The sequence below is a fragment of the Micromonospora sp. NBC_01739 genome (assembly GCF_035920385.1).
Taxonomy (GTDB): domain Bacteria; phylum Actinomycetota; class Actinomycetes; order Mycobacteriales; family Micromonosporaceae; genus Micromonospora.
In genome coordinates this window covers 5,443,814-5,465,489 of record NZ_CP109151.1, presented here as the reverse complement: position 1 = coordinate 5,465,489, position 21,676 = coordinate 5,443,814, and the positions used below count along the sequence as shown (strand labels likewise).

The 21,676-nt window shown below is 71.8% G+C and carries 19 protein-coding genes and 1 riboswitch; of the genes, 6 read left to right on the top strand and 13 right to left on the bottom strand.

Going from position 1 to position 21,676, the window contains the following annotated elements:
* Nucleotides 1–7: 7 nt before the first annotated feature.
* On the bottom strand, nt 8–1,498 hold the full coding sequence (locus OIE53_RS24735; RefSeq protein ID WP_327027397.1) for a PrsW family intramembrane metalloprotease: 1,491 nt from the start codon (nt 1,496–1,498) through the stop codon (nt 8–10).
* Between the two features lie 27 nt (nt 1,499–1,525).
* The gene (locus OIE53_RS24730; RefSeq protein WP_327027395.1) at nt 1,526–2,740 is read right to left on the bottom strand and encodes an FUSC family protein; all 1,215 of its coding nucleotides are present in this window, start codon (nt 2,738–2,740) and stop codon (nt 1,526–1,528) included.
* Nucleotides 2,741–2,873: 133 nt separating this feature from the next.
* On the opposite strand from OIE53_RS24730, the gene OIE53_RS24725 reads away from it, so the two are divergent.
* A complete protein-coding gene (locus OIE53_RS24725) occupies nt 2,874–3,527 on the top strand; it encodes an HD domain-containing protein (RefSeq protein WP_327023873.1) in 654 nt (217 codons plus the stop codon).
* Here the strand turns inward: OIE53_RS24725 and OIE53_RS24720 are convergent.
* Nucleotides 3,421–3,804 carry a DUF4031 domain-containing protein gene (locus tag OIE53_RS24720; protein WP_327023872.1) on the bottom strand — a complete coding sequence of 128 codons (384 nt, stop codon included), beginning with the start codon at nt 3,802–3,804 and terminating at the stop codon, nt 3,421–3,423. The genes OIE53_RS24725 and OIE53_RS24720 overlap by 107 nt on opposite strands.
* A gap of 69 nt (nt 3,805–3,873) precedes the next feature.
* Here OIE53_RS24720 and OIE53_RS24715 point away from each other — a divergent pair, with 69 nt between their 5' ends.
* Entirely contained in the window at nt 3,874–5,274 is a 1,401-nt protein-coding gene (locus OIE53_RS24715; RefSeq protein ID WP_327023871.1) for an FAD-binding oxidoreductase, read from the top strand.
* Between the two features lie 3 nt (nt 5,275–5,277).
* On the opposite strand, the gene OIE53_RS24710 is transcribed toward OIE53_RS24715, so the two are convergent.
* Together OIE53_RS24710 and OIE53_RS24705 are read right to left on the bottom strand one after the other, a co-directional pair.
* Nucleotides 5,278–5,778, bottom strand: coding sequence for a hypothetical protein (locus OIE53_RS24710; RefSeq protein ID WP_327027394.1), 501 nt, complete (start codon nt 5,776–5,778; stop codon nt 5,278–5,280).
* 85 nt (nt 5,779–5,863) lie between these two features.
* Nucleotides 5,864–7,681, bottom strand: a complete 1,818-nt coding sequence (locus OIE53_RS24705) for a glycerol-3-phosphate dehydrogenase/oxidase (RefSeq protein ID WP_393340264.1) — start codon at nt 7,679–7,681, stop codon at nt 5,864–5,866.
* A 119-nt stretch (nt 7,682–7,800) separates the two neighbouring features.
* Between OIE53_RS24705 and OIE53_RS24700 the strand changes: the two genes are divergently transcribed.
* The 3 genes from OIE53_RS24700 to OIE53_RS24690 all read left to right on the top strand — a co-directional run bounded on the left by OIE53_RS24700 (nt 7,801) and on the right by OIE53_RS24690 (nt 10,834).
* The gene (locus OIE53_RS24700; protein ID WP_327023870.1) at nt 7,801–10,209 is read left to right on the top strand and encodes a S8 family serine peptidase; all 2,409 of its coding nucleotides are present in this window, start codon (nt 7,801–7,803) and stop codon (nt 10,207–10,209) included.
* Between the two features lie 129 nt (nt 10,210–10,338).
* On the top strand, nt 10,339–10,470 hold the full coding sequence (locus OIE53_RS24695; protein ID WP_327023869.1) for a hypothetical protein: 132 nt from the start codon (nt 10,339–10,341) through the stop codon (nt 10,468–10,470).
* Nucleotides 10,471–10,594: 124 nt separating this feature from the next.
* The gene (locus tag OIE53_RS24690) at nt 10,595–10,834 is read left to right on the top strand and encodes a hypothetical protein (protein WP_327023868.1); all 240 of its coding nucleotides are present in this window, start codon (nt 10,595–10,597) and stop codon (nt 10,832–10,834) included.
* Nucleotides 10,835–10,887: 53 nt separating this feature from the next.
* Here the strand turns inward: OIE53_RS24690 and groL are convergent, their stop codons facing one another.
* From groL to OIE53_RS24675, 3 genes are all read right to left on the bottom strand, one after another.
* On the bottom strand, nt 10,888–12,510 hold the full coding sequence (groL, locus tag OIE53_RS24685; RefSeq protein ID WP_327023867.1) for a chaperonin GroEL: 1,623 nt from the start codon (nt 12,508–12,510) through the stop codon (nt 10,888–10,890).
* A gap of 275 nt (nt 12,511–12,785) precedes the next feature.
* Complete coding sequence (locus tag OIE53_RS24680; protein ID WP_327023866.1) at nt 12,786–13,682, bottom strand: hypothetical protein; 897 nt, start codon at nt 13,680–13,682, stop codon at nt 12,786–12,788.
* A 616-nt stretch (nt 13,683–14,298) separates the two neighbouring features.
* On the bottom strand, nt 14,299–14,502 hold the full coding sequence (locus OIE53_RS24675; RefSeq protein WP_013288855.1) for a cold-shock protein: 204 nt from the start codon (nt 14,500–14,502) through the stop codon (nt 14,299–14,301).
* Between the two features lie 213 nt (nt 14,503–14,715).
* On the opposite strand from OIE53_RS24675, the gene OIE53_RS24670 reads away from it, so the two are divergent.
* Nucleotides 14,716–15,246: a GNAT family N-acetyltransferase gene (locus OIE53_RS24670; protein WP_327023865.1), complete on the top strand. Its 531-nt coding sequence runs from the start codon at nt 14,716–14,718 to the stop codon at nt 15,244–15,246.
* Between the two features lie 187 nt (nt 15,247–15,433).
* Here the strand turns inward: OIE53_RS24670 and paaN are convergent, their stop codons facing one another.
* The 5 genes from paaN to OIE53_RS24645 all read right to left on the bottom strand — a co-directional run bounded on the left by paaN (nt 15,434) and on the right by OIE53_RS24645 (nt 21,607).
* Nucleotides 15,434–17,107, bottom strand: a complete 1,674-nt coding sequence (gene paaN, locus OIE53_RS24665; protein ID WP_327023864.1) for a phenylacetic acid degradation protein PaaN — start codon at nt 17,105–17,107, stop codon at nt 15,434–15,436.
* Between the two features lie 53 nt (nt 17,108–17,160).
* A complete protein-coding gene (locus tag OIE53_RS24660; RefSeq protein WP_327023863.1) occupies nt 17,161–18,177 on the bottom strand; it encodes a GNAT family N-acetyltransferase in 1,017 nt (338 codons plus the stop codon).
* Between the two features lie 47 nt (nt 18,178–18,224).
* Nucleotides 18,225–19,241 carry a GNAT family N-acetyltransferase gene (locus OIE53_RS24655; protein ID WP_327023862.1) on the bottom strand — a complete coding sequence of 339 codons (1,017 nt, stop codon included), beginning with the start codon at nt 19,239–19,241 and terminating at the stop codon, nt 18,225–18,227.
* Nucleotides 19,242–19,545: 304 nt separating this feature from the next.
* On the bottom strand, nt 19,546–20,832 hold the full coding sequence (thrC, locus tag OIE53_RS24650) for a threonine synthase (protein WP_327023861.1): 1,287 nt from the start codon (nt 20,830–20,832) through the stop codon (nt 19,546–19,548).
* Between the two features lie 9 nt (nt 20,833–20,841).
* Nucleotides 20,842–20,977, bottom strand: a riboswitch (SAM riboswitch).
* Between the two features lie 180 nt (nt 20,978–21,157).
* Nucleotides 21,158–21,607: a DoxX family protein gene (locus OIE53_RS24645; protein WP_327023860.1), complete on the bottom strand. Its 450-nt coding sequence runs from the start codon at nt 21,605–21,607 to the stop codon at nt 21,158–21,160.
* Nucleotides 21,608–21,676: the final 69 nt, after the last annotated feature.

Below are 21,676 nucleotides of genomic sequence, written 5' to 3'. Positions count from 1 at the left end.
GAACCGCTCAGTACTGCGGTGGCCAGGGTGCCGGCGGGCGGGGCCCGTACCAGCCCGGCGGGGGGTGGTGCGGGTAGGGCGGCGGGGGCGGGGGTGCGGCCAGCACGACCGGGATCGGGACCACCGGATCCTCCGGGGCCGGCACCACCCGCTGCGACCCGTCCGGAAACCGCAGGTGGTAGCGGTGGCCGTCCCAGACGCCGACCGGTGCCTGCGGGTCCCGCCCCACGAAGAACGACCGGTACGCGCTGATCGAGTCCAGCAGCTCCCGTTCCTCCCGCGCCGTCCGCTCCCGATCGGCGGGTTTGCGATCCAGCCCGCGCAGGGCACCGTCGCGCAGCAGGGCCAGCCGGGTGGCCGCGAACTGGTAGCCCCGCATGGCGCGCAACCCGGCGTCACCGGCCACCCGGCGGGCCCAGGCCCGGGCCGCGTGTCGCCGACCTAGGCTGCTCAACGCCGCCACCTCTGGCGGAGTCAGCCAGCCGGCGCGGACGTAGTCCGGCAGGATCCGCTCGGTCAGGCGGCCCTCCCAGGCCCGCAGCCACACCGCCAGGCCGACCATGCCGAAGAAGATCGGCATCATCACCCCGACGAAACCGAAGAGGGAGATCAGCACCTGGCCGGTGGCCTGGGTGAGGGTGGGGATCAGGTTCCAGGCCCCGTGCAGCATCATCGCCAGCAGCAGACCGGCGATCGGGGCCAGCACCCGGACCCGCCGGTCCGCGGTACGCGCGGCGATGCCCAGCCCGATACCGGTCATCGCGGTGAACAGGGGATGAGCGAAGCCGAACAGCAGGATCCGGAGGATGAAGATGGCGATCACCTGCTGCGCCCCGGTGGCCGGGCCGTACTGCTCCGCGCCCGAGGCGTACCCGTGCCCGCCCAGGTAGAGGATGTTCTCCACCATCGCGAACCCGAGCGCGGACAACCCGCAGTAGACCAGGCCGTCGGTGATCCCGGACCACTCCCGACGCCGGAACACCAGCAGCAGGATCGGGGCGATCGCCTTGGTCAACTCCTCGATGAAGGGGGCGACCAGCACGGCGGTGAGCGCCACGGGCAGGCCCTGATCCTCGAACCACCCGGCGGCGGTCTCGTTGACCAGCAGGGATGCCGCGGTGGAGACGAAGGCACCCCAGCCGAAGCAGAAGATCAGGTATTTAAGCGGCTCCGGTTCGTACCGGTCCAGCCAGAGGAAGCAGGCCACCAGCACCGGAACCGGCAGGATCGCGGCGGCGGTGCCGATCAGCAACGCCTCCAGGCCCAGGTTGGTGCCGAGGGTGAAGAGCATGAAGATCGCGCTGGCCGCGATCAGCACGATCGCCCCGCTCAGCACCAGGGCACGCCGCCAACCGAGCCGGCGGCGCGGCATTCCGGTCGCCCCGAAGCCGCCGGGCGGTGCGACGGGCACGGGCGGCGACGGCGGCAGGGGCCCGCCGGACGGGGTGTCGGCCATGCGGTCAGCGTAGTCATCCCCGGCTCGCCCCACCGGGCGCATCGGCGACAACGAGGGCCACCAGCGTGCTCAGCCGACCGGCGGGGCGGTGGAGGGGTTCGTCGTGGGCCGAGGGCCGGGCGGTGCGCCGGGCCGGTCGATCTCGCCGAAGGACTGCCGGACCAGTTGGTTCGCCTCCTCCTGGCTGATCCCTGAGGTCACCATCAGGTCACTGGCGGTGGTACGGACCTGGGCCACCACCACGCTGCCGGAGAAGCCGACCCCCGCGGCGTACGCCTGACCGGCCTCGCTGACCGCGCGCAGGGACCACTCCCGGGCGTACTGGGGCTCATGGCCCTGGGCGAACTCGCGCTTGAGCAGGCGAACCGCCTCCGCTAGACGGGTGATCGCCTGAGGCAACGGCTCCGGAACGGGTTCGTCGTCCTCCAGCAGGGTGACCGCGCGCCGGATCAGGGTGCCGCTGTTGCGCATCGTCCGGTCGATCGGGTCACCCGACTCGGCATAGTGGGTGAGTTCACCCCGCCGGTGCCAACGCGCCGGGGAGAGGGTGGCGGTCTCCTTGGCCCCCTCGATCGCCTCGTTGAGGGTGGCCAACTCGTCCTTGTTGTTGCGCAGCCGCTCCATCGCCGCCTGGATCTTCTCCCGGTCCCGCTCGCGCAGCCCCTCGGCGGTGGCGTCGAGTTGGTCGGCCAGCAGGTCCAGGGCGGGCCGGGCGGCCCGGTTGAGCACCCGCAACGGATTGAGTGGCAGCAGAATCGCGGTGACCAGCAAGGCGACCCCGCCGCCGACGAAGGCGTCGACGAATCGGGGCACCTCCAGGGCTTCGACCGTCGGGCTGAGGGTCACGATCAGCACTGCGGTGGCCGCCGCCTGGATGACGATGCCGACGCTGCCCCCGGCGAAGATGGTCAGCAGGATGGCCACGGTGACGACCAGGCTGAGCTGCCAGGGGCCGGTGCCGAGAAAGTGGACCAGCACATCACCGATCGCCACCCCGGCCGCCACCCCGGTGATCAGCTCCACGGTCCGCCGGAACCGCTGCCCGACGGACGCGGCCAGGGTGCCCACCGCGGCGATCGGGGCGAAGACCGGCTGCGGGTGGCCCAGCACCTCATGCGCGGCGATCCAGCTAAGCCCGGCCGCCAGACCCGCCTGGACGGCCAGGCCGAGCGCCATCCGGACTCGGTGCACCCGGTCGCTGAGGGTCGCCCTGCCCCGTTGGCGCACCTGGGCCACGGCCTCGGACACCCGCGCCGAGTCCCCGTCGAGCAGCCTCTTGCGCATCCGGTCGCGGCGCACCAGCCGAAATCGTCGCTCCCGGGCCACCACCATGGCCGCGTCTACCCGCGCTGGGTGGGGACAATCCTCGGCGTGACCGCCGGTGCCGGCCCCGGCCCCGGTACGGCAGACTGGCCCGGTGGTCGAGTTGATCGAACGGTGGCGGAGGGCCACCCGGGGCGCCGGGGCCACCGACCCGGCCGCGATCGAGGCGACCGGTGCCGAACTGCTGCAACGGTGGCGGGAGCCGCACCGGCACTACCACACGGTCGGCCACCTGACCGCCGTGCTCGATGTCGTCGACCGGTACGCCTCCGAGGGGTCGCGGCCGGACCTGGTCCGGCTGGCCGCCTGGGGTCATGACGCGGTGTACGACCCAAGGGCGGCCGGTGACCGCAACGAACGCGACAGCGCCGCACTGGCCGGGGTGCTGCTGGCCCGCACCGGACTGCCCGAACCCGAGGTGGCCGAGGTGCGCCGGCTGATCATGCGCACCGCCGGGCACCAGGTGGACCCGGCGGACCCCGACGGGGTGCTGCTCTGCGACGCCGACCTGGCCGTGTTGGCCGCACCCGCACCGGAGTACGACCGGTACGCGGCCGCCATCCGCCGGGAGTACGCCCACGTGCCCCGGGAGGCGTACCGGATCGGTCGGGCCCAGGTGCTCGGCAACCTGCTGGCCCTGCCTACCCTCTTCCGTCTCCCTGCGCCGGCCGCCCGGTGGGAACCGCAGGCCCGGGCCAACCTGACCCGAGAGCTGACCGCGCTGAGGGAGCGGGTACGCCTCGCCTGACCGGCTGGGTGGGCACCCGGTGCAGGTGTTTGGGGCGGCGGAGGTTCGCGGCGTACAGCAGGCGGACCAGATCCCGACTGGGCCGCACCTGCGCCCCCAGCCAGACCGCCATGTCGAATCGCTCGGCGGGGATGTCGTAGTGATCGCGGTCGAAGCCGCGCCGGGGTGCGCCCAGCGCCTCGGCGAACACGTGCAGCTCGGCCAGGGAGAGGTCGCTGATCAGGTGGGACCAGAGCCGACCGCGTGCCGGCCAGGCGGGCCGGTCCAGGTAGATCACGCCCGCCACCGTACCGGGTGCGGGACGGCCGGTTGATGATCACCGACGACCGGTCGTAGCCTCGGCGACATGGCCACCTCCCCCCTCCTGGAAGACCTGCGTACCGCCCTGGGGCCGGACGCGGTGCTCACCGATCCGGACCTGCTGCGTGGGTACGAACGGGACGAGGCCGACCTGTGCGTCGCCGGCACCCCCCTGGTGGTCACCCGCCCCCGCAGCACCGAGCAGGTGGCCGCCGTGGTCCGGGCGGCCGGGCGGTACGGCGTACCGGTGGTGCCGCAGGGGGCGCGGACCGGGCTGGCCGGGGCGGCCAACGCGGTCGACGGCGCGGTCGTGCTCAGCACCACCGCGATGAACGCCATCCTGGAGATCGATCCGGTGAGCCGGATCGCGGTGGTCCAGCCCGGGGTGATCAACGCGGCCCTCAGCGCGGCCGTGGCCGAGCAGGGGTTGTGGTATCCGCCGGATCCGGGCTCCTGGGAGTCCTCCACCATCGGCGGCAATGTGGCCACCAACGCGGGCGGGATGTGCTGCGTCAAGTACGGCGTCACCACGGAGTACGTGCTCGGCCTGGAGGTGGTGCTGGCCTCCGGCGAGGTGCTGCGCACCGGGCGGCGTACCGCCAAGGGGGTCGCCGGGTACGACCTGACCCGGCTGTTCGTGGGCTCCGAGGGCACCCTGGGCGTGATCACCGAGGTGACCCTGGCTCTGCGGCCCGCCCCGGCGGCCTCGCTGACCCTGGTGGCCGTCTTCGGCTCGACCGGCGCGGCCGGTGAGGCGGTGGCCCGGATCGCCGCCCAGGGCCTCTCCCCCAGCCTGCTGGAACTGCTCGACCGCACCCACCTGGTGGCGATCGAGGCGTACCGGCCGATGGGGTTGCGCACCGACGCCGAGGCGCTGCTGCTGGCCGCCGCGGACACCGGCCCCCGGGCCGCCGAGGACCTGGCCGAACTGGCCGCGGTCTGCACGGCGGCCGGTGCCGAGCAGGTGTACGCGGCCACGGACGCGACCGAGGCCGCCGCCCTGTTGCAGGCCCGCCGGCTGGCCCATCCGGCGATGGAGAAGTACGCCGCCGAGGCCTACCCGGGCGGCGACGGCGGACTGATCATCGACGACCTGGCGGTGCCCCGGGCTGCCCTGGCCGCCCTCCTCGACGGGGTGTCCCGGATCGCGGCCGAGTGCGCGGTGCCGATCGGGGTCGTCGGCCACGCCGGGGACGGCAACATGCACCCCAACATCGTGGTGGACCGGGCCGACCCGGCCAGCCTGGAACGCGGCCGGCGGGCCTTCGACGAGATCATGCGCCTGGGCCTGGACCTCGGCGGCACCTGCACCGGGGAGCACGGGGTCGGCCTGCTCAAGCGGGACTGGCTGGCCCGGGAGATCGGGCCGGTGGGGGTACGGGTGCACCAGGCGATCAAGTCTGCCCTGGACCCGGCCGGTCTGCTCAACCCCGGCAAGGTGCTCTGAGCCTCAGGGCGAGGTGAGCTGGGCGGGGGTGTTCTGGGTGAGCAGCAGCAGGATCTCCTCCGCCACCGGTGGGCGCTCCTCCCCGGGGCAGTCCTGAGAGGTGATCAACCCGGAGGTGGTCAGCAGGCTGGAGGTCAGGGCCCCGATGCAGGTGACCTTGTAGCCGCGTGCCTCGTCGGTCTCCATCACCAGCGCCGGATCGGCCAGCAGGAGTTGCAGCCGTTCCGAGTGCTCCTGACTCAGGATGCCCGTGGAGGTCACCCCGTCGCCCGCGCAGTCGACACACTCCCAGCGCCCGTCCGGCTCCACGTTCAGGGTGCGCAGTGGGCCGTCCGTGCCCTCGTTCTGCAACAGGCTGACCCGCTGCTTGCCGCTGGTGGCGGAGCCCGCCCCGCCGGCCGCCGCCGATTGGCGTTGGTCGCCGAACGGGGCACACCCGACGAGGGCGACCGCCAGCAGGGCGGAGGCGGAGCCGGTAGCCAACCGTGACCAGGAAAGCGCCATCACGCGCGGAACTTACCCCACCGTAGGTAGCGCGCGTAACCCGTCAGGTGGACATCCGCCGTGAACGCTGTCCTAACTGGACTCCTCAGCGGGCCAGCCCGGCGTCGTCGACACCTCGGTCGGCGGCGTAGCCTCGCACGTCCGGGGCACCCAGCAGGGCCGCGTCGGCAGTCGCGTCGTCCGGCATCAGCTGCGACTGACGTTCCGCCATCACCCGGGCCCGGTAATGCGCCACCTCCCGGGCCCGCCGGTCGGCGTCCCACCCCAGCACGGCGCCCATCAGCTCGGCCGCGTGCTCGGCCGACTCCAGCCCCCGGTGGGTGGTCTCGAAGGAGATCCGGGTACGCCGGGTCAGCACGTCCTCCAGGTGCAGCGCACCCTCGGCCCGGGCCGCGTAGGTCACCTCGGCCGCGAGGTACTCCGGGGCCCCCGTCAACGGGGAGGCCAGCAGCGGATCGGCGTCGATCAGGGCCAGCAGGTCCAGGGTCAGGCTGCCGTAGCGTTCCAGCAGGTGTTCCACCACCCCGACCGGCAGCCCGTGCCGGCGGGCCAGGTCGGCCCGGTCCCGCCACATGGCCGCGTACCCGTCGGCACCGAGCAACGGCAGATCGGCCGTACGCGACGGCCGCTGCCAACCGAGCCGGCGGACCGCCCGGTCGACCACGTCGGCGGCCATCACCCGGTACGTCGTGTACTTGCCCCCGGCGACCAGCAGCAGGCCGAGCATCGGCTCGATCACGGCGTGCTCCCGGGAGAGCTTGGAGGTGGAGTCGGCCTCGCCGCTCAGCAGCGGACGCAGCCCGGCGTAGACCCCCTCGATGTCGGCCGTGGTCAGCGGCCGGTCGAGCACGGTGTTGACCTGCCGCAGGAGGTAGTCGATGTCGCTGGCGGAGGCCGCCGGGTGGGAACGGTCCAGCCGCCAGTCGGTGTCCGTGGTCCCGATGATCCAGTGCCCACCCCAGGGGATGACGAACAGCACGCTGGTCGCCGTGCGCAGGATCAGCCCGGTGTCGCCGGTGATCGCCGAGCGGGGCACCACCAGGTGCACCCCCTTGGAGGCCCGTACCCGGATGCCCGGCCGCAGCCCGACGTCGTTGAGCATCCGGGACATGTCGTCGGTCCACACCCCGGTGGCGGCGATCACCGACCGGGCCTGCACCTCGAACTCCGCCTCCGGGGAACCCTCCGGTGCCTCCAGGTCACGCACCCGGACCCCGGTGACCTCCCGGGCCTGCCGGATCAGCCCGACCGCCCGGGCACTGCTCACCACGGTCGCGCCCATGCTGGCGGCCGTACGGGCCAGGGTGACCACCAACCGGGCGTCGTCCACCTGCCCGTCGTAGTAGCGGATCGCCCCGGCCAGCCCCTCGGCCCGCAGACTGGGGAAGACCCGGCGGGCCCCCTCCCGGCTCAGATGCCGGTGCAGGGGCATCCCCCGGCCACCACCGAACAGACCCGCGAAGGCGTCGTACGCGGCCACCCCGGCGCCGTAGTAGGCCCGTCGGATGATCCGGGCGGGCAGACCGCGTACGCCTTCAGTGGCGGGCAGCGGCACCAGGAAGGGCACCGGGCGTACCAGGTGCGGCGCCAACCGGGTGGCCAGCAGTCCCCGCTCGGTCAGCGCCTCGTGCACCAGGTGGAACTCCAACTGCTCCAGGTAGCGCAGGCCACCGTGGATCAGTTTGCTGGACCGGCTGGAGGTGCCGGCCGCGAAGTCGCGCGCCTCCACCAGGGCGACCTTCAGCCCTCGCGAGGCGGCGTCGACGGCCGCCCCCGCCCCGGTCACACCCCCGCCGATGATCAGCACATCGAAGCGTTCACTCCGCAGTCGACGCAGGTCATCAGCCCGGCGGGAGGAGGAGAGTTGCCCCGCGACGGATCGCGGCAGGTGTGGATCGCGCATCGCTCCACGGTAGCCCTCCGGTCGCAGCAGCGACGTTCGCCGCCGGGGCGGCTCGGTTCCTCCTCCCGCGTCGTGCCGAGGCCAGGGCCGGGGTGCGGCCCGCGTCGTAGGGTGTGCGGATGCGGGCGGACTACTCATCCGGCGCCCCGGGCAGCCCCTGGGCGGTCGTCGCCGCGGTCCTGGTCGGGTGCGGCACGGTCGCCGTCACCGTCCTGTCCCAGGCCGGCGGATGGGCCATCGACCAGATCATGCTGATCGCCGCCCTGGACCGGCTGGCGCTGCTCTGGCCCCTGGCCAGCCTGATCACCGCCCTGGCGATCGGTACGGCCACCCTGCCGCTGGCCCTGGTGCCCCGCTCGGCGGCGATCCGGGCAACCGGGCGGGCCTGGCTGGCCGGAGCCCTTGCCCTGGGGGCGCTCGGGCTGCTGCGCGCGATCCCCCCGGTGCACCACGAGGCGTACCTGGCCGCGCTGGCAATCACGGCCACCCTGCTGACCCTGGCGGCCAGGTGGGTGTCGCGGCGGCTGGGGCGTACCGGGCAGGGGAGCGCACCGGCGCAGTCGGCCGTGCCGCGGCGGTCCGTGACCACCCGGCTGGCGGTGGCCGCCGGGCTGGCCCTGCTGCTGCCCTGGGTCTGGATCGGTGCCCTCGGTGGCCTGCTGGAGACCCTCCTTGCCGGGTTGGCCGCAGCGGCGGTCGGGGCGCTGGCGGCGGCCCTGCTCGACGCCCGGTTCTGGGGCCACTTCACCGGCGAGCGGTCCCCCCGGCCGATGCGGCTGGTTCTGCTGGGCGGGCTGGTCGCCGGGGTGGTGCTGCTGCTGGTCGGGGCCGGTACCGGCCAGTCCGGCGCCCAGTTGCCGCTGCTGGTGACGCTGCCCCCGGTGGGCTTCGCGCTGGGGGCCCTGCACGCACTGGCCCAGCGGGCCCCCGAAACCGCAGGCCGTACCTCGACCCCCTGGCTGGTTGGACTGGCCGTGTTCGGTCCGCTGGCCTTCACCGACCCGGAGGAGATCAGTCTGCTGCTGGTCACCTCCCGGGACCTGCCCTTCTGGGTGGCGGTGGCCGCCGGTGCCGGGCTGGTCATCGCGCTGGTGCTGGCTGTCGGGTACGGCCTGCTGCTGGCCCGACCGGCGACCCGCCCGCCGCTCCCGGCGGTGGCCGGGCTGACCGCCCTGGCCGTGTTGATCGCGGTCGTCGGGGTCGGTGCCGCCGCCGGCCAACCCGGCCTGCACGGCGAGCGACTCTTCGTGGTGCTGCGCGAGCAGGCCGATCTCACCGGCCTGCCGGCCGGCACCGGCAAGGCGGGCCGTGACCTGCGTGCCGAGGAGGTCTACCGGCGCCTGGTGGCCACCGCCGAGCGCACCCAGGCCGACCTGCGCCGCGACCTGCGCCGACTGCGGCTGGACCACACCCCCTACTACCTGGTCAACGCGGTCGAGGTGGACGGCGGGCCGGGGGTACGGGCCTGGCTGGCCGGCCGACCCGAAGTGGCCAGGGTGCTGGTCAGCCAGCGGCTGCGGCCGTTGCCCTCCCCCGCGCAGTCCGCCTCCGGTCAGGCCCCCGCGCCCACCGGACCGCCCTGGAACATCACCATGATCGGCGCCGACCGGGTCTGGTCCGAGCTGGGGACCACCGGAGCCGGGGTGACGGTCGGCAGTTCCGACTCCGGGGTCGACGGGGGGCACCCGGCTCTCGCCGGGAACTTCCGGGGCGGGGAGGATTCCTGGTTCGATCCCTGGAACGGCACCCGTACCCCGACCGACCGCAATGGACACGGCACCCACACCACCGGCAGCGCGGTCGGCCAGGGCGGCATCGGGGTGGCCCCCGGGGCGGACTGGGTGGGTTGCGTCAACCTGGACCGCAACCTCGGCAATCCGGCCGCCTACCTGGACTGCCTCCAGTTCATGCTGGCCCCCTTCCCCGCCGGGGGTGACCCCTTCACAGCGGGTCGTCCGGCCCGGGCACCGGAGATCCTGACCAACTCGTGGGGTTGCCCGCCGATCGAGGGCTGCGACCCGGCGGCCCTACGGCCGGCCACGGACGCCCTGGAGGCGGCCGGGATCCTGGTCGTGGCGGCGGCCGGCAACAGTGGCCCGTTCTGCCGCTCGGTGCAGGACCCGCCCGCGCCGTACCCGGACGTGCTCACCATCGGTGCGGTGGACCAGCAGCGCCGGGTGGCCGCCTTCTCCTCCCGTGGCCCGACCTCCACCGGGGCCGCCAAGCCGGACCTGATGGCCCCCGGAGCGGAGGTGCTCTCCGCGATGCCCGGCGGCGGGTACGCCAGGCTGGACGGCACCTCCATGGCCACTCCCCAGGTGGCGGGGGTGGTCGCGCTGATGTGGTCGGCCAATCCGGAGCTGGTAGGGGATCTGGATCGGACCCGGCAACTGCTGCGGGCCACGGCCACCGAGGTGCAGGGCGGTACCGACTCGGGAGAGCGGACCGACGCCTGCGGTGGCAGGCAGAACGTGATCGGCGCCGGCCTGGTGGACGCCTACGCGGCCGTGCGGGCCGCCCGCAGCTGACCTCACCCAACGTGAGCGCCCTTCATCAAGGGGTCACAAGATGTTCGCCAGCTGCTATCTTGCAAGCTCATGCACGGTCATTCGTCCGGGGCGGCTCCCCTGATGCCATCGACTGCCCGGTGGCGCGGCATGGCGCTACTGGTCCTGTTGGGGGTGCCGGCGCTCGTCGTGGCCCTGTGCTGCGGAGTGATCCAGTCGGTCACCAAATCCTCCGGCGAGGATCCGTTGAGCTTCCGGGTGGGCATCAGCACCTCACCATGAGCGGGTCTGCGCGCCGTCGCACCTCGGATCAGACATGGCAGGCGAACCGCACATAAGCTCTGATAGCACCGTTCACCCACCCAGGTCATCGACGCCCCCTACCGTTCGGGTAGAGGAGGCAGCCATGACCACGGACGACGATCAGGCCCACGAGGCGTCGCCGGTCAGCTGGGTCCCGGTTGAACTACCGGGCACACTGCCGGTCGACCGGCTGGACTACGGCGACGCCGAGCAGCTGGCGGAGATGACCGGGACGGCCGAACCACCCGAGGAGCCACTGATCCTGGTGGACGAGCCGGTGCCGCACCGCCCGCCGTACGACCGGGCGCAGAAGCGGCGTAACCAACGCCCCTTGCCGAGATGACGAGAAGGGCGGACCGCTGACGCGGCCCGCCCTTCTCGGCGTTGGAGCTGGACTCAGAAGTCCATGTCCCCGCCACCCGGGGCAGCCGGGGCGGCCGGGGTCTTCTCCGGCTTGTCCGCCACCACGGCCTCCGTGGTGAGGAACAGCGCGGCGATCGACGCGGCGTTCTGCAGCGCCGAACGGGTCACCTTGGCCGGGTCGATGATGCCGGCGGCCAGCAGGTCGACGTACTCGCCGGTCGCGGCGTTGAGGCCGTGACCCGCGTCGAGGTTGCGAACCCGCTCGACCACGACGCCGCCCTCAAGGCCGGCGTTGACGGCGATCTGCCGCAGCGGGGCGTCCAGCGCGATCTTGACGATCTGCGCACCGGTCGCCTCGTCGCCGGCCAGGTCCAGCTTGTCGAAGGCGGTCTTGCCGGCCTGCACCAGCGCGACGCCACCACCCGGGACGATGCCCTCCTCGACGGCGGCCTTGGCGTTGCGCACCGCGTCCTCGATGCGGTGCTTGCGCTCCTTGAGCTCGACCTCGGTGGCCGCGCCGACCTTGATCACCGCAACACCGCCGGCCAGCTTGGCCAGCCGCTCCTGCAGCTTCTCCCGGTCGTAGTCGGAGTCGCTCTTGTCGATCTCGGCCCGGATCTGGTTCACCCGGCCCTGGATCTGCTCGGCGTCGCCGGCACCGTCGACGATGGTGGTCTCGTCCTTGGTCACCACGACCTTGCGGGCGCGGCCCAGCATGTCGAGACCGGCGGCGTCCAGCTTGAGGCCGACCTCCTCGCTGATGACCTGGCCACCGGTGAGGATGGCGATGTCGGTCAGCATGGCCTTGCGGCGGTCACCGAAGCCCGGCGCCTTGACGGCGACCGACTTGAAGGTGCCCCGGACCTTGTTGACCACCAGGGTGGCCAGGGCCTCGCCCTCCAGGTCCTCGGCGATGATCAGCAGCGGCTTGCCCGACTGCATGACCTTCTCCAGGATCGGGAGCAGGTCCTTGACCGAGGAGATCTTGCTGTTCGCGATCAGGATGTACGGGTCGTCGAAGACGGCCTCCATACGCTCCGGGTCGGTCATGAAGTAGGCCGAGATGTAGCCCTTGTCGAAGCGCATACCCTCGGTGAGCTCCAGCTCCAGCCCGAAGGTGTTGCTCTCCTCGACGGTGATGACGCCTTCCTTGCCGACCTTGTCCATCGCCTCGGCGATGATCTCACCGACGGTGTTGTCACCGGCGGAGATGGAGGCGGTGGAGGCGATCTGCTCCTTGGTCTCGACGTCCTTGGCGAGCTTGAGCAGCTCCTCCGAGACGCTCGTGACCGCAGCCTCGATGCCCCGCTTCAGGGCCATCGGGTTGGCACCGGCGGCCACGTTGCGCAGACCCTCGCGAACGAGAGCCTGGGCCAGGACGGTCGCCGTCGTCGTGCCGTCACCGGCCACGTCGTCGGTCTTCTTGGCGACCTCCTTGACCAGCTCAGCGCCGATCTTCTCGTACGGGTCCTCGAGCTCGATCTCCTTGGCGATGCTCACACCATCGTTGGTGATGGTGGGGGCACCCCACTTCTTCTCGAGCACCACGTTGCGGCCCTTGGGGCCGAGGGTCACCTTCACGGCGTCGGCGAGCTGGTTCATGCCCCGCTCGAGGCCGCGGCGCGCCTCTTCGTCGAACGCGATCATCTTGGCCATACGGCGTTGTCCTCCTGGACACTCACGGGCCACCCGAGTGTGTGCCCCGGATGAACCGTCTGGTGTACGCACCTTGGGACGTCGCCACCTGGCGACGACGACGTCTCCTCGGCCGGGCCGGATAGCCCGCGACGACCGGCCACGTGCCTCACCCGTAGTTATGCCACGAGTGCGACCGCAGCCCCACCGTCCCGACCAGTTGGCACTCACGCCATGCGAGTGCCAATGACTTGTTTAGCACTCTCACCTGCCGAGTGCAAGCACGATGGCCCGGCTCAGCCGAGTTCGGCAGCCAGTTGCCCGCTGTTCACCGGCCCCTCGTGCGCCCGCTGCTCGGCGTACGTGACCAGCAGCCCGACCAGTTGAGCCAGGTAGGCCGGCAGCCCCAACAGGGCCGCCCCGCTGATCGCCAGAACCGCACCGACGGCGGTGTCCATGGCGGCGAGGGGCTCGGTGCCGAACGGGGTCAGTACCGCCCCCTCCACCATGCCGACGACGATCCCGAGGGCGATCACCGCCCCGCCGGTCAGTGCCACCCGGCCGAGCAGCAGCCCCAGCCGGTCACGCAGCATCCGGTGGGAGCGACCGATCGGGTCACGGCGCTCGAACAGGTAGACCGGGCCGGCCATGGCCAGCGCGAAGGCCGCGTAGACACCGGGCAGGAAACAGAGACAGAAGCCGAGGGTCATGATCAGGGTGAAGATCAAGCTCCAGCCCCAGAGGCCGAGCGCCCGACGCAGGCCATAACCGAAGGCGCCGCCGAGGGTGACCTGCTCGCCGGCCGCCTGTCGGGTGACCACCCAGGCGCCGGCGGCCCAGCCGACACACTGCACCAAGCCGAAGATCAGACTTCCGCCGAGCAGCACCGACAGCCAGATGGCCAGGTCGACCCCGAAGTTGGCGGGCAGGGCCGTGGAGTCGGCGGTGAGTTCGGCATCCCACCGGGCCGAGGGATCGAAGACCAGCGCGAGCACCGACAGCGCCACCGCCGGCAGCACCTGGGTCACCAGGAGGATCGGCAGCAGCAGCTGCCAACCCCGGCGCACCGCACCCAGGCAGCGGGCGAACCACGCACCCAGCCCCACCCCGGGTGGGGTGACCAGGGGGTCGGCCGGGTCGAACCCGTGCGCCGCCGGGTCGTACCAGCCATGGAAGGGCTGCCCCGGATACACGGCCTGGCCGGGATAGACCGGTTGCCCCGGATAGGGTGCCGGCCCCGGCTGACCGGGATAGGCCGCCTGACCCGGGGACCCCGGCTGGCCCGGGTAGGCCTGCTGGCCCGGATACCCCGGTTGGCCGGGGTAGGGCGACTGGCCTGGATATCCCGGTTGGACCGGCGGGTACGGCTGGTCGGCCGGCGGGGTCGGCTGGCCGGGATAGCCGGGATGGGGTGGCGGGTTGCCCGGTGGCGGTACCCCGGGCTGACCGGACCCACCAGGGGGCGGTACCCCGGGCTGACCGAATCCGCTCGGAGGTGGGACCGACGGCGGGCCGGACTCACCAGAGGGCGGTGGCGACAGCGGGCCACTTCCGGCCGGATCCGCCGACGGCGAGGCCGGCGTGGTCGGGTCGGTGGGCTGCCAACCGGAGGCGCCGACAGACGGCGCCGGTTCCTCAGGCGACGAATGCGGCGGACCTGCCGGGGGTGGCTGGTCGGACATGAACCCTCCTCAGCGACAGCTGGATCCGGTCCATGATCTTCCCTTGTGAGGTATCCGTCCCGCAGCCCCCCTCCGGCCGCGACCACGCACCCGTGCCGGCGGTCTGCCGGCTTCGGTGGGGATGCACTCAGGCGATGACGCGTACCCGCTCGGCCTGGGGCCCCTTCTGGCCCTGGGCGATCTCGAACTCCACCCGCTGGCCGTCGTCCAGCGCCTTGTAGCCGTCCATCTCGATCGCGGAGAAGTGGACGAATACGTCCTGCCCGCCGTCGACGGCGATGAAGCCGTAGCCCTTTTCGGCGTTGAACCACTTCACGGTGCCCTGTGCCACGGTGTTGTCCTCACTCTGCGCGGCGTTCCACTACCCGGGGCCGGCGGCACGCCGGATCACCCGGAAACTCACCCACTCGGCGGTCATCGACGACCACGGAATAGGGTGACCGAAATCGCACGGTACACGAAGCGTGACGACGGCGCACGACCGCAAATCGGGCATAATCCAAGTAGCCACATCGTCGCCTGTCATTGTGATAGGTATGCGGACATGATCAGCGCTTCGGGCGGGGTGGCCCGCCTGCGGACCGAGGTGCGGCGGGTCCGACCCACCGATGCCGGCCGGATGCGTGCGCTGCGTCTGGAGATGCTCGCCGACTCGCCGCTGGCCTTCCTGGAGACCCTCGCCGAGGCAGCCGCCCGCCCGCACGCCGAGTACGCGGCCCGGATCCGCCAGACCTCCACGGGCCCCACCAACGCCCAGTTCATCGCCGATCCGGGCGATCGTCTGGTCGGGCAGGCCGGCGGCATAGCCCACCCCGCAGAGCCCCGGGTCACCCTGCTCTACGCCATCTACGTCACCCCGGCCTGGCGCGGCACCGGCCTGCTGGCGGATCTGGTCGCGGCCGTGGCTACCTGGTCACGCGCCGAACGACGCGACGAACTGATGCTCGAAGTGGTGGTCGGCAACGACCGCGCCTATCGGGCCTACCAGCGACTGGGCTTCGTGGACACCGGCGTACGCGTCCCGCACCCCACCATCCCCACCCTAAGAGAACTCCAAATGCGCCGCCCCGCCTGAAAAGAACCCGACACCACCAACCGCCCCACAATCCGAGAGCGGTTCCGCAAAAACCCGACACCGCCGGACGCAGCCCAACCAGGCAGGGGTTCCGGGGCAGCCCGACCCGCCAGGGATCAAGCCTGACCGCCCGGTGCGGGTCGGGCTGCCCCGGAACCCCCCACCGCAACCACTAGGCCGCAACTACTCAAACGTGCCGACGACTCTGCACAATCCGGAACCGATTCGCCACGTAAGCCCCATCGGTCAACGCCGCATTGGCCGCCGCGTTCGCTCCGCTGCCGTGGAAGTCGGAGAAGGCCGCCGACTGGTTGACGAAGACCCCGCGGGTGAGGTTGGCCGACAGGTGCACCCCGACCTCGATCGCGGCGTTCTCGGCTGCGGCCAGCACGGCCTCGTCGGTGGAGTACACCGCCGCCGTCAGGGCACCCTTCTCCCCCACGGTCGAGCGCAGGATCTCCAGGCTGTGGGCGGTGGAGTCGGTGGCGATGGCGAAGGAGATCGGCCCGAACCACTCCCGCGAGTAGGTCGCGGTGTCACCGGCGTCCAGCTTGACGATCGTCGGCGTACGCACTACCGCGCCCGGGTAGGCGGGGTGCTCGACGGTGCGCGACTCCAACACCGCCTCGCCGACCTTGGCTACCTCCTCCAGCCGCTCCAGTACGCCGTCGTTGACGATCGCACCGGTCAGCTCGACACCCCGGGCGGGGTCGGCGGTCAACTTTCCGACAGCGGCGGCGATGCCGGCGGCCACCTCGTCGAAGCTCTTGTGCCCCTGGTCGGTCTCGATCCCGTCCCGGGGGATGAGGATGTTCTGCGAGGTGGTGCACATCTGGCCGCTGTAGAGGACGAGGGTGAAGCCGAGGTTGCGGCACAGGCCGACGAAGTCGTCCGTGGAGTCGATGACGACCGTGTTCAGGCCGGCCTTCTCGGTGTAGACGGCGGCCTGCCGGGCGTTGGCTTCCAGCCAGTCGCCGTACGCGGTGGAGCCGGTGAAGTCGACGATCTTCACGGCCGGGTGCAGGGCCAGGGTGGTGGCCAGCTTCTCGTCGGCGGCCTCGGGCGCCAGCAGCACCAGGTTCGGGTCGAAGCCGGCCTCGGCGAGCACCTCGCGGGCGTACCGGACGGTGATGGCCAGCGGCAGCACGGCCCGCGGGTGCGGCTTGACGATCACCGGGTTGCCGGTGGCCAGGGAGGCGAACAGACCCGGGTAGGAGTTCCAGGTCGGGAAGGTGTTGCAGCCGATGACCAGGGCGACGCCCCGGGGCACCACGTGGAAGGTCTTGGTCATCCGCAGGGGGTCGCCCTTGCCGGCGGCCTTCTCCCAGCCGGCGGTACCCGGGTGCCGGGTCATCTCGGCGTAGGAGTAGGCGACCGCCTCCAGGGCCCGGTCCAGGGCGTGGGCGCCACCGGCCTGGAAGGCCATCACGAAGGCCTGGCCGCTGGTGAACTGCACCGAGTTGGCCAGCTCGAAGACGTGCTGGTGCAGCCGGGCGAGGATCTCCAGGCAGACCCCGACCCGGGTCTGCGGTCCGGCGTCGCGCCAGGCGGGCAGCGCGGCCGAGGCGGCGGCGACCAACTGGTCGGCGGTGGCGTGCGGGTAGGCCACGTTCAGCTCGACCCCGTAGGGGCTGGTCTCGGTGGCGATCCACTGCCCGTCGGTGGGCTGGTCCAGCGGGAAGTTCCCGCCCAGGTACGCCTCGAAGGCGGCCTTGCCGTCGGCCGCCGCAGTCTCGCCGTACACCCGGGGGCTGGGGGATTCCGGGTAGGCGGACCAGTACCCCCGCTCGGTGATCGCGGTCAGCGCGCGGTTGAGGGTTTCGGCGTGCCTGTCGTAGTGGGGGTGCGGGGTGTCCGTCATGCCCGCCATCATGCAACAGGAAGCCCTGCGATCAGTAGAGGGCTGTCACAAACTCAGAGGGTCAACTGCCAGTCCGCAGCGCTCTCGGCCACCCGGTAGCCGAGCTGTTCGTTGATGCTGACCATGTGGTCGTTGACCGCCGCGTTCCAGGTGTCGATCACCCGTAGCTCCGGCTCCCGGGCCAGCACCTGACGCAGGTTCTCGATCTTCACCAGCAGACCCAGGCGGCGCCCACGGTGCGCCGGGTCGACGATGGTGATCTCCTGCGAGCCGTGCCAGTTCGTGAACGGGCCGGTCTGGACCATCGTCCAGGCGACCAGCCGCCCGGTCTGCTCGTGCACCGCCCCCAGGTGGTAGCGCCGCCGACCGCGCAGCGCCTGGAACCGCTCGATCTGGCGGATCCGCTCGGCGTCCACCCGCTCCGCCTCCATGGTGAGGTCGCCGGTGGGGGCGTCGACGAGCAGCCGGGCCTCCAGTCGGGCCACATCGGCCAGGTACTCCTCGGGGGCCAGGCCACGCCACGCGATCGTGCGGTAACCGGCGGCCCGGGACCGGGCCTGCTCGTGCAGGGCGGCCAGCGCCGCCTCGTCGAGCCGGGTGGTGTCCAGCCGACGCCGCACCATCGGCAGGGCGGCCTGGGCGCCTACCGCCACCGCGAAGGCCGCACCGGGCGGCTGCCGGTCCTCTCCCGGCGGCACCCCGTCGACCTCGGCGATCAGGCGTTTGCGGCCGTGCCGGACGGCCACCTCCCGGGCGTGGGCCAGCAGGGCCCGGCCCACCCCGCGCCGCCGGTGGGCAGGGTCGACGAACAGCTCGACGAGGACGTTGCCGGTGTTGTCCAACTGCGGCAGGCGCAGCCACAGATATCCGACGGCCGCCCCGCCCCGCCGGGCCAGCGCGCGATGGATCAGGTTGCCGTACGGCGGGTGGGCCGCCACCAGGCCGAACTCGGCCCGGTCACCGGCCGGGACATCCGGGGTGTCGACCGCCTGGGCCGCCGCGCGGATCCGGTACGCGTCGTCCAGCGCCGCCTCGTCGGAGGGGTCGAACGGGGCTACGGCGATGTCCATGGCCGCGAGCCTGCCCGTCACCGCCCGGCCCCCGCCACCGGTTTTCCTCACACCGACAGCTGCCAGTTGCTCCACCTGTCGCACACCCGGAAGCCGAGCTGCTCGTTGATCGCGATCATGTGCTCGTTGCTGTCCGCGTTGAAGGTGTCGATGACCCTAAGGTCCGGCTCGTGGGCCAGCAGGTGCCGCAAGTTCTCGATCTTGGCTAGCAGTCCCAGCCGGTGCCCGCGATGATCGGGATCCACGATGGTGATCTGCTGGAAGGCGTGCCAGGGTGCGGAGGCGGTCACCTCCAGCAGGGTCCAGGCGATCAGCCGCCCGGTCGCGCGGTGGCGGACACCGGCGTGGTAGCGCCGTCGCCCCCGGGCCGCTATCGCCCGGTCGGTGGCGCGCACCCGCTCGGCGTCGACCTGCTCCGGTTCCCAGGCCAGGTCGCCCATCGGGGCGTCGGACAACAGCCGACCATCCAGGTACGCCACCTCGGCCAGGTACTCCTGGGGCGTATCCCCCTGCCAGAACACCAGTTCGTACCCGGCTGCCCGGGTCCGGGCCTCGACCAGCAGCGAGTCGAGCCGGCCCTGGTCGAGTCGGCGCACCTCCAGTCGCCGCCGGATGTCGACCAGGGCGTCCGTCGCCCCGACGGTGGCCGCGAAGGCCGCAGCGGGCGAGGGCTGCTCCGGCTGGCCGGGCGGGTGCGCCCGGCTCATCGCGCTCACCCGCACCCGGCCCCGCTCGCGGAGCAGGTCGAGGCCCCGGTCCAGCAGCGCGCGACCCACCCCCCGACGGCGGTACGCCGGGTGCACGACCAGGTTGGCGGAGGCGTTCTCGGTGTTGTCCAACTGCGGCAGGTCCAGCAGCAGATAGCCGGCGGGGGCACCGTCTAGGTGGGCCAGCAGGCGCACCGACCGGTTGCCCGGCATCGGGTGTCGGATCATGGCGAAGAACCGTTGCCGGCAGCAGGGCAGGTCCGGCAGGTCGACCGCGGCGGCGGCGGCGTCGATCGCGTACGCCTGCTCGGTGGCCGGGGTGTCGTCGGCACCGAAGGGCGCGATGGCGAGGGTCATGTCGGGAGCCTGCGCGATAGCAAGAGAAACGGGCCAGCGAATTTTTCTCGCTGGCCCGTTCGAAAGCTTGGTCGGGAGGGTCGATCGCACAACGCCTCCGGCGTTGGGTCGTACAGACTAAAAGTCTACGGCGAAACGCCCTCCCGCACGGAGCATCTTCCGCCGCCGGGTTCCCGCCGTCAAGTCCTCGGCAGGGTGTTTCCCGCATTTTCGAAGAAACGCGATTCTAATTCGATCTTCGGCGATACCGCTTGATCATTTCCGGACGGCAGCGCCATATCCCCTGATCATTGCGGGGATCCGCTCAGCCGAGCAGCCCGGCGTCGCGGGCGGCCCGTAGGGAGGGCTTGATTCGATGGGTCGGGCCCACCTCACCGGCCACCGCGTCGAGGGTCTTCAGCCCTTCCCCGGTGTTGAACACCACCGTCTCGGCGGTCGGGTCCAGCCGGCCGGACTCGACGAGCTTGCGCAGCACGGCGACCGTCACCCCGCCGGCCGTCTCCGCGAAGACCCCGGTGGTACGCGCCAACAGCCGCACCCCGGCCCGGATCTCCTCGTCGTCGGCGTACTCCATCCAGCCACCGGTACGGCGGACCGCCTCCAGGGCGTAGAGGCCGGCGGCCGGGTCGCCGATGTTCAGGGACTTGGCGATGCCGGTCGGCTTGACCGGGGTGATGACATCGCTGTCGGCGTGCAGGGCGGTGGCGATCGGGTTGCACCCGGCCGACTGGGCACCGAACACCTTCCAGCCGTCGGCGGGCGCCTCGACCAGCCCGATCTCGACCAGTTCGGTGAAGGCCTTGTCAATCTTGGTGAGCAGTTCACCGGAGGCCATCGGGATGACCACCTGGGCGGGAATCCGCCAGCCGAGTTGTTCGGCAACCTCGTAGCCGAGGGTCTTCGAGCCCTCCGCGTAGTACGGCCGGACATTGACGTTGACAAAGGCGGTGTCCTCGAACTCGTCGGTCTCCACCAGCTCACCGCAGAGGCGGTTGACATCGTCGTACGACCCGTCGATGGCGACCAGGTCGCCGCCGTAGACGGCCGTGGTCACCACCTTGCCCTGCTCCAGGTCGCTGGGGATGAAGACCACCGAGGGGGCCCCGACCCGGGCCGCGTGCGCGGCGACGGAGTTGGCCAGGTTTCCGGTGGAGGCGCAGGCGAAGCGGGAGAAGCCGAGCGACTTCGCGGCGGTCAGGGCCACCGACACCACCCGGTCCTTGAAGGAGTGGGTGGGGTTGGCACTGTCGTCCTTGACCCACAGCGGGGCGGTGATCCCCAGCTCGGCGGCGAGCCGATCGGCGGCCACCAGGGGGGTGAACCCGGGATCCAGGGTCACCCGGGTGGCGGGGTCCTGGCCGGCGGGCAGCAGGGCGGCGTACCGCCAGATGTTGCGCGGACCGGCCTCGATCTGCTCGCGGGTGACGGCGGCGAGGGCTGCCGGGTCGTAGTCGACCTCCAACGGGCCGAAACACTCGTAACAGGCGTGCTGGGCAGCCAGGGGGTAGCGGGCCGAACAGGCGCGGCAGATCAGGGCCCGGGCCGGGCTGGTGGCGGCGCTTAGGCCGGAGGGGGCGAGCGTCGACGTCATGTCGAAGTCCTCTCATCTTTCCCCACATCGCACCCTGCGGCGGGGACGGAATTGGCACCTGCCCCGCCGGACGCTCAACGGTGAGCGCGGGGGGTGGTTGCCGGGGCGTCGTCGGGCCGTATCCCTCAGCCCCTCTGGATGAGGTATGCAGTTGTGCTGCCGATTCTAGGCAGGAGCAGCGCCTCCGTCGCCCGCCAATCCCAGCTTGTGAGCGACATCGCGGACTGATCCGCAGGTCACACCCGTTCCTGGATCGGGCGACATCAGCGCCGCCGGATGCCGCCCGATCCAGGTGTGAGCATGATCGCGACTGTCGCGCGGTGGGTTAGGCCGGCACCGAGCTGCGTTCCTTGGTGTCCAGGCCGACCGCCCGGGTGCCGCGTTGGGGCAGCAGGTTGTCCAGGGCCCAGGTGCCCGGGCCGAGCACCGCGACCAGCAGGAACGACCAGCAGAACAGCACTGACAACTCGCCGTGGTTGCGCAGCGGCAGCAGCGCATCGGGCTGGTGGACGACGAAGTACGCGTACGCCATCGAGCCCGACGCCAGCAGCGCGGCAGGGCGAGTGAAGAGGCCGACCAGCACCAGAGCGCCGCAGAGCGCCTGGATCAGGGCCGCCCACCAGCCGGGCCACTGGCCCAGCGGCACGGGTTCACCGGTGCCCCGGCTGCCGCCGAAGACGCCGAACAACGAGGCCAGGCCGTGGCAGAGAAACAGCAGGCCGACAACCATGCGGAACAGGGACAGTGCCGGGCCGCCGAACCGGTCGATACGCATTCCGATACCTCCGTTGTAGATCGGTTGGTGGCATCCAGAATGCGGAACCCATAAATACTTGTCGATGCA

Bases quoted from the DNA above. Each gene is read 5' to 3' on its own strand.
- OIE53_RS24735 (WP_327027397.1), bottom strand. From the start codon at position 1,498: ATGCGCCCGGTGGGGCGAGCCGGGGATGACTACGCTGACCGCATGGCC.
- OIE53_RS24705 (WP_393340264.1), bottom strand. From the start codon at position 7,681: ATGCGCGATCCACACCTGCCGCGATCCGTCGCGGGGCAACTCTCCTCC.
- OIE53_RS24730 (WP_327027395.1), bottom strand. From the start codon at position 2,740: ATGCGCAAGAGGCTGCTCGACGGGGACTCGGCGCGGGTGTCCGAGGCC.
- groL (WP_327023867.1), bottom strand. From the start codon at position 12,510: ATGGCCAAGATGATCGCGTTCGACGAAGAGGCGCGCCGCGGCCTCGAG.
- OIE53_RS24715 (WP_327023871.1), top strand. From the start codon at position 3,874: ATGGCCACCTCCCCCCTCCTGGAAGACCTGCGTACCGCCCTGGGGCCG.
- OIE53_RS24655 (WP_327023862.1), bottom strand. From the start codon at position 19,241: ATGACCCTCGCCATCGCGCCCTTCGGTGCCGACGACACCCCGGCCACC.
- OIE53_RS24710 (WP_327027394.1), bottom strand. From the start codon at position 5,778: ATGGCGCTTTCCTGGTCACGGTTGGCTACCGGCTCCGCCTCCGCCCTG.
- OIE53_RS24700 (WP_327023870.1), top strand. From the start codon at position 7,801: ATGCGGGCGGACTACTCATCCGGCGCCCCGGGCAGCCCCTGGGCGGTC.
- thrC (WP_327023861.1), bottom strand. From the start codon at position 20,832: ATGACGTCGACGCTCGCCCCCTCCGGCCTAAGCGCCGCCACCAGCCCG.
- OIE53_RS24660 (WP_327023863.1), bottom strand. From the start codon at position 18,177: ATGGACATCGCCGTAGCCCCGTTCGACCCCTCCGACGAGGCGGCGCTG.
- OIE53_RS24695 (WP_327023869.1), top strand. From the start codon at position 10,339: ATGGCGCTACTGGTCCTGTTGGGGGTGCCGGCGCTCGTCGTGGCCCTG.
- OIE53_RS24670 (WP_327023865.1), top strand. From the start codon at position 14,716: ATGATCAGCGCTTCGGGCGGGGTGGCCCGCCTGCGGACCGAGGTGCGG.
- paaN (WP_327023864.1), bottom strand. From the start codon at position 17,107: ATGACGGACACCCCGCACCCCCACTACGACAGGCACGCCGAAACCCTC.
- OIE53_RS24690 (WP_327023868.1), top strand. From the start codon at position 10,595: ATGACCACGGACGACGATCAGGCCCACGAGGCGTCGCCGGTCAGCTGG.
- OIE53_RS24645 (WP_327023860.1), bottom strand. From the start codon at position 21,607: ATGCGTATCGACCGGTTCGGCGGCCCGGCACTGTCCCTGTTCCGCATG.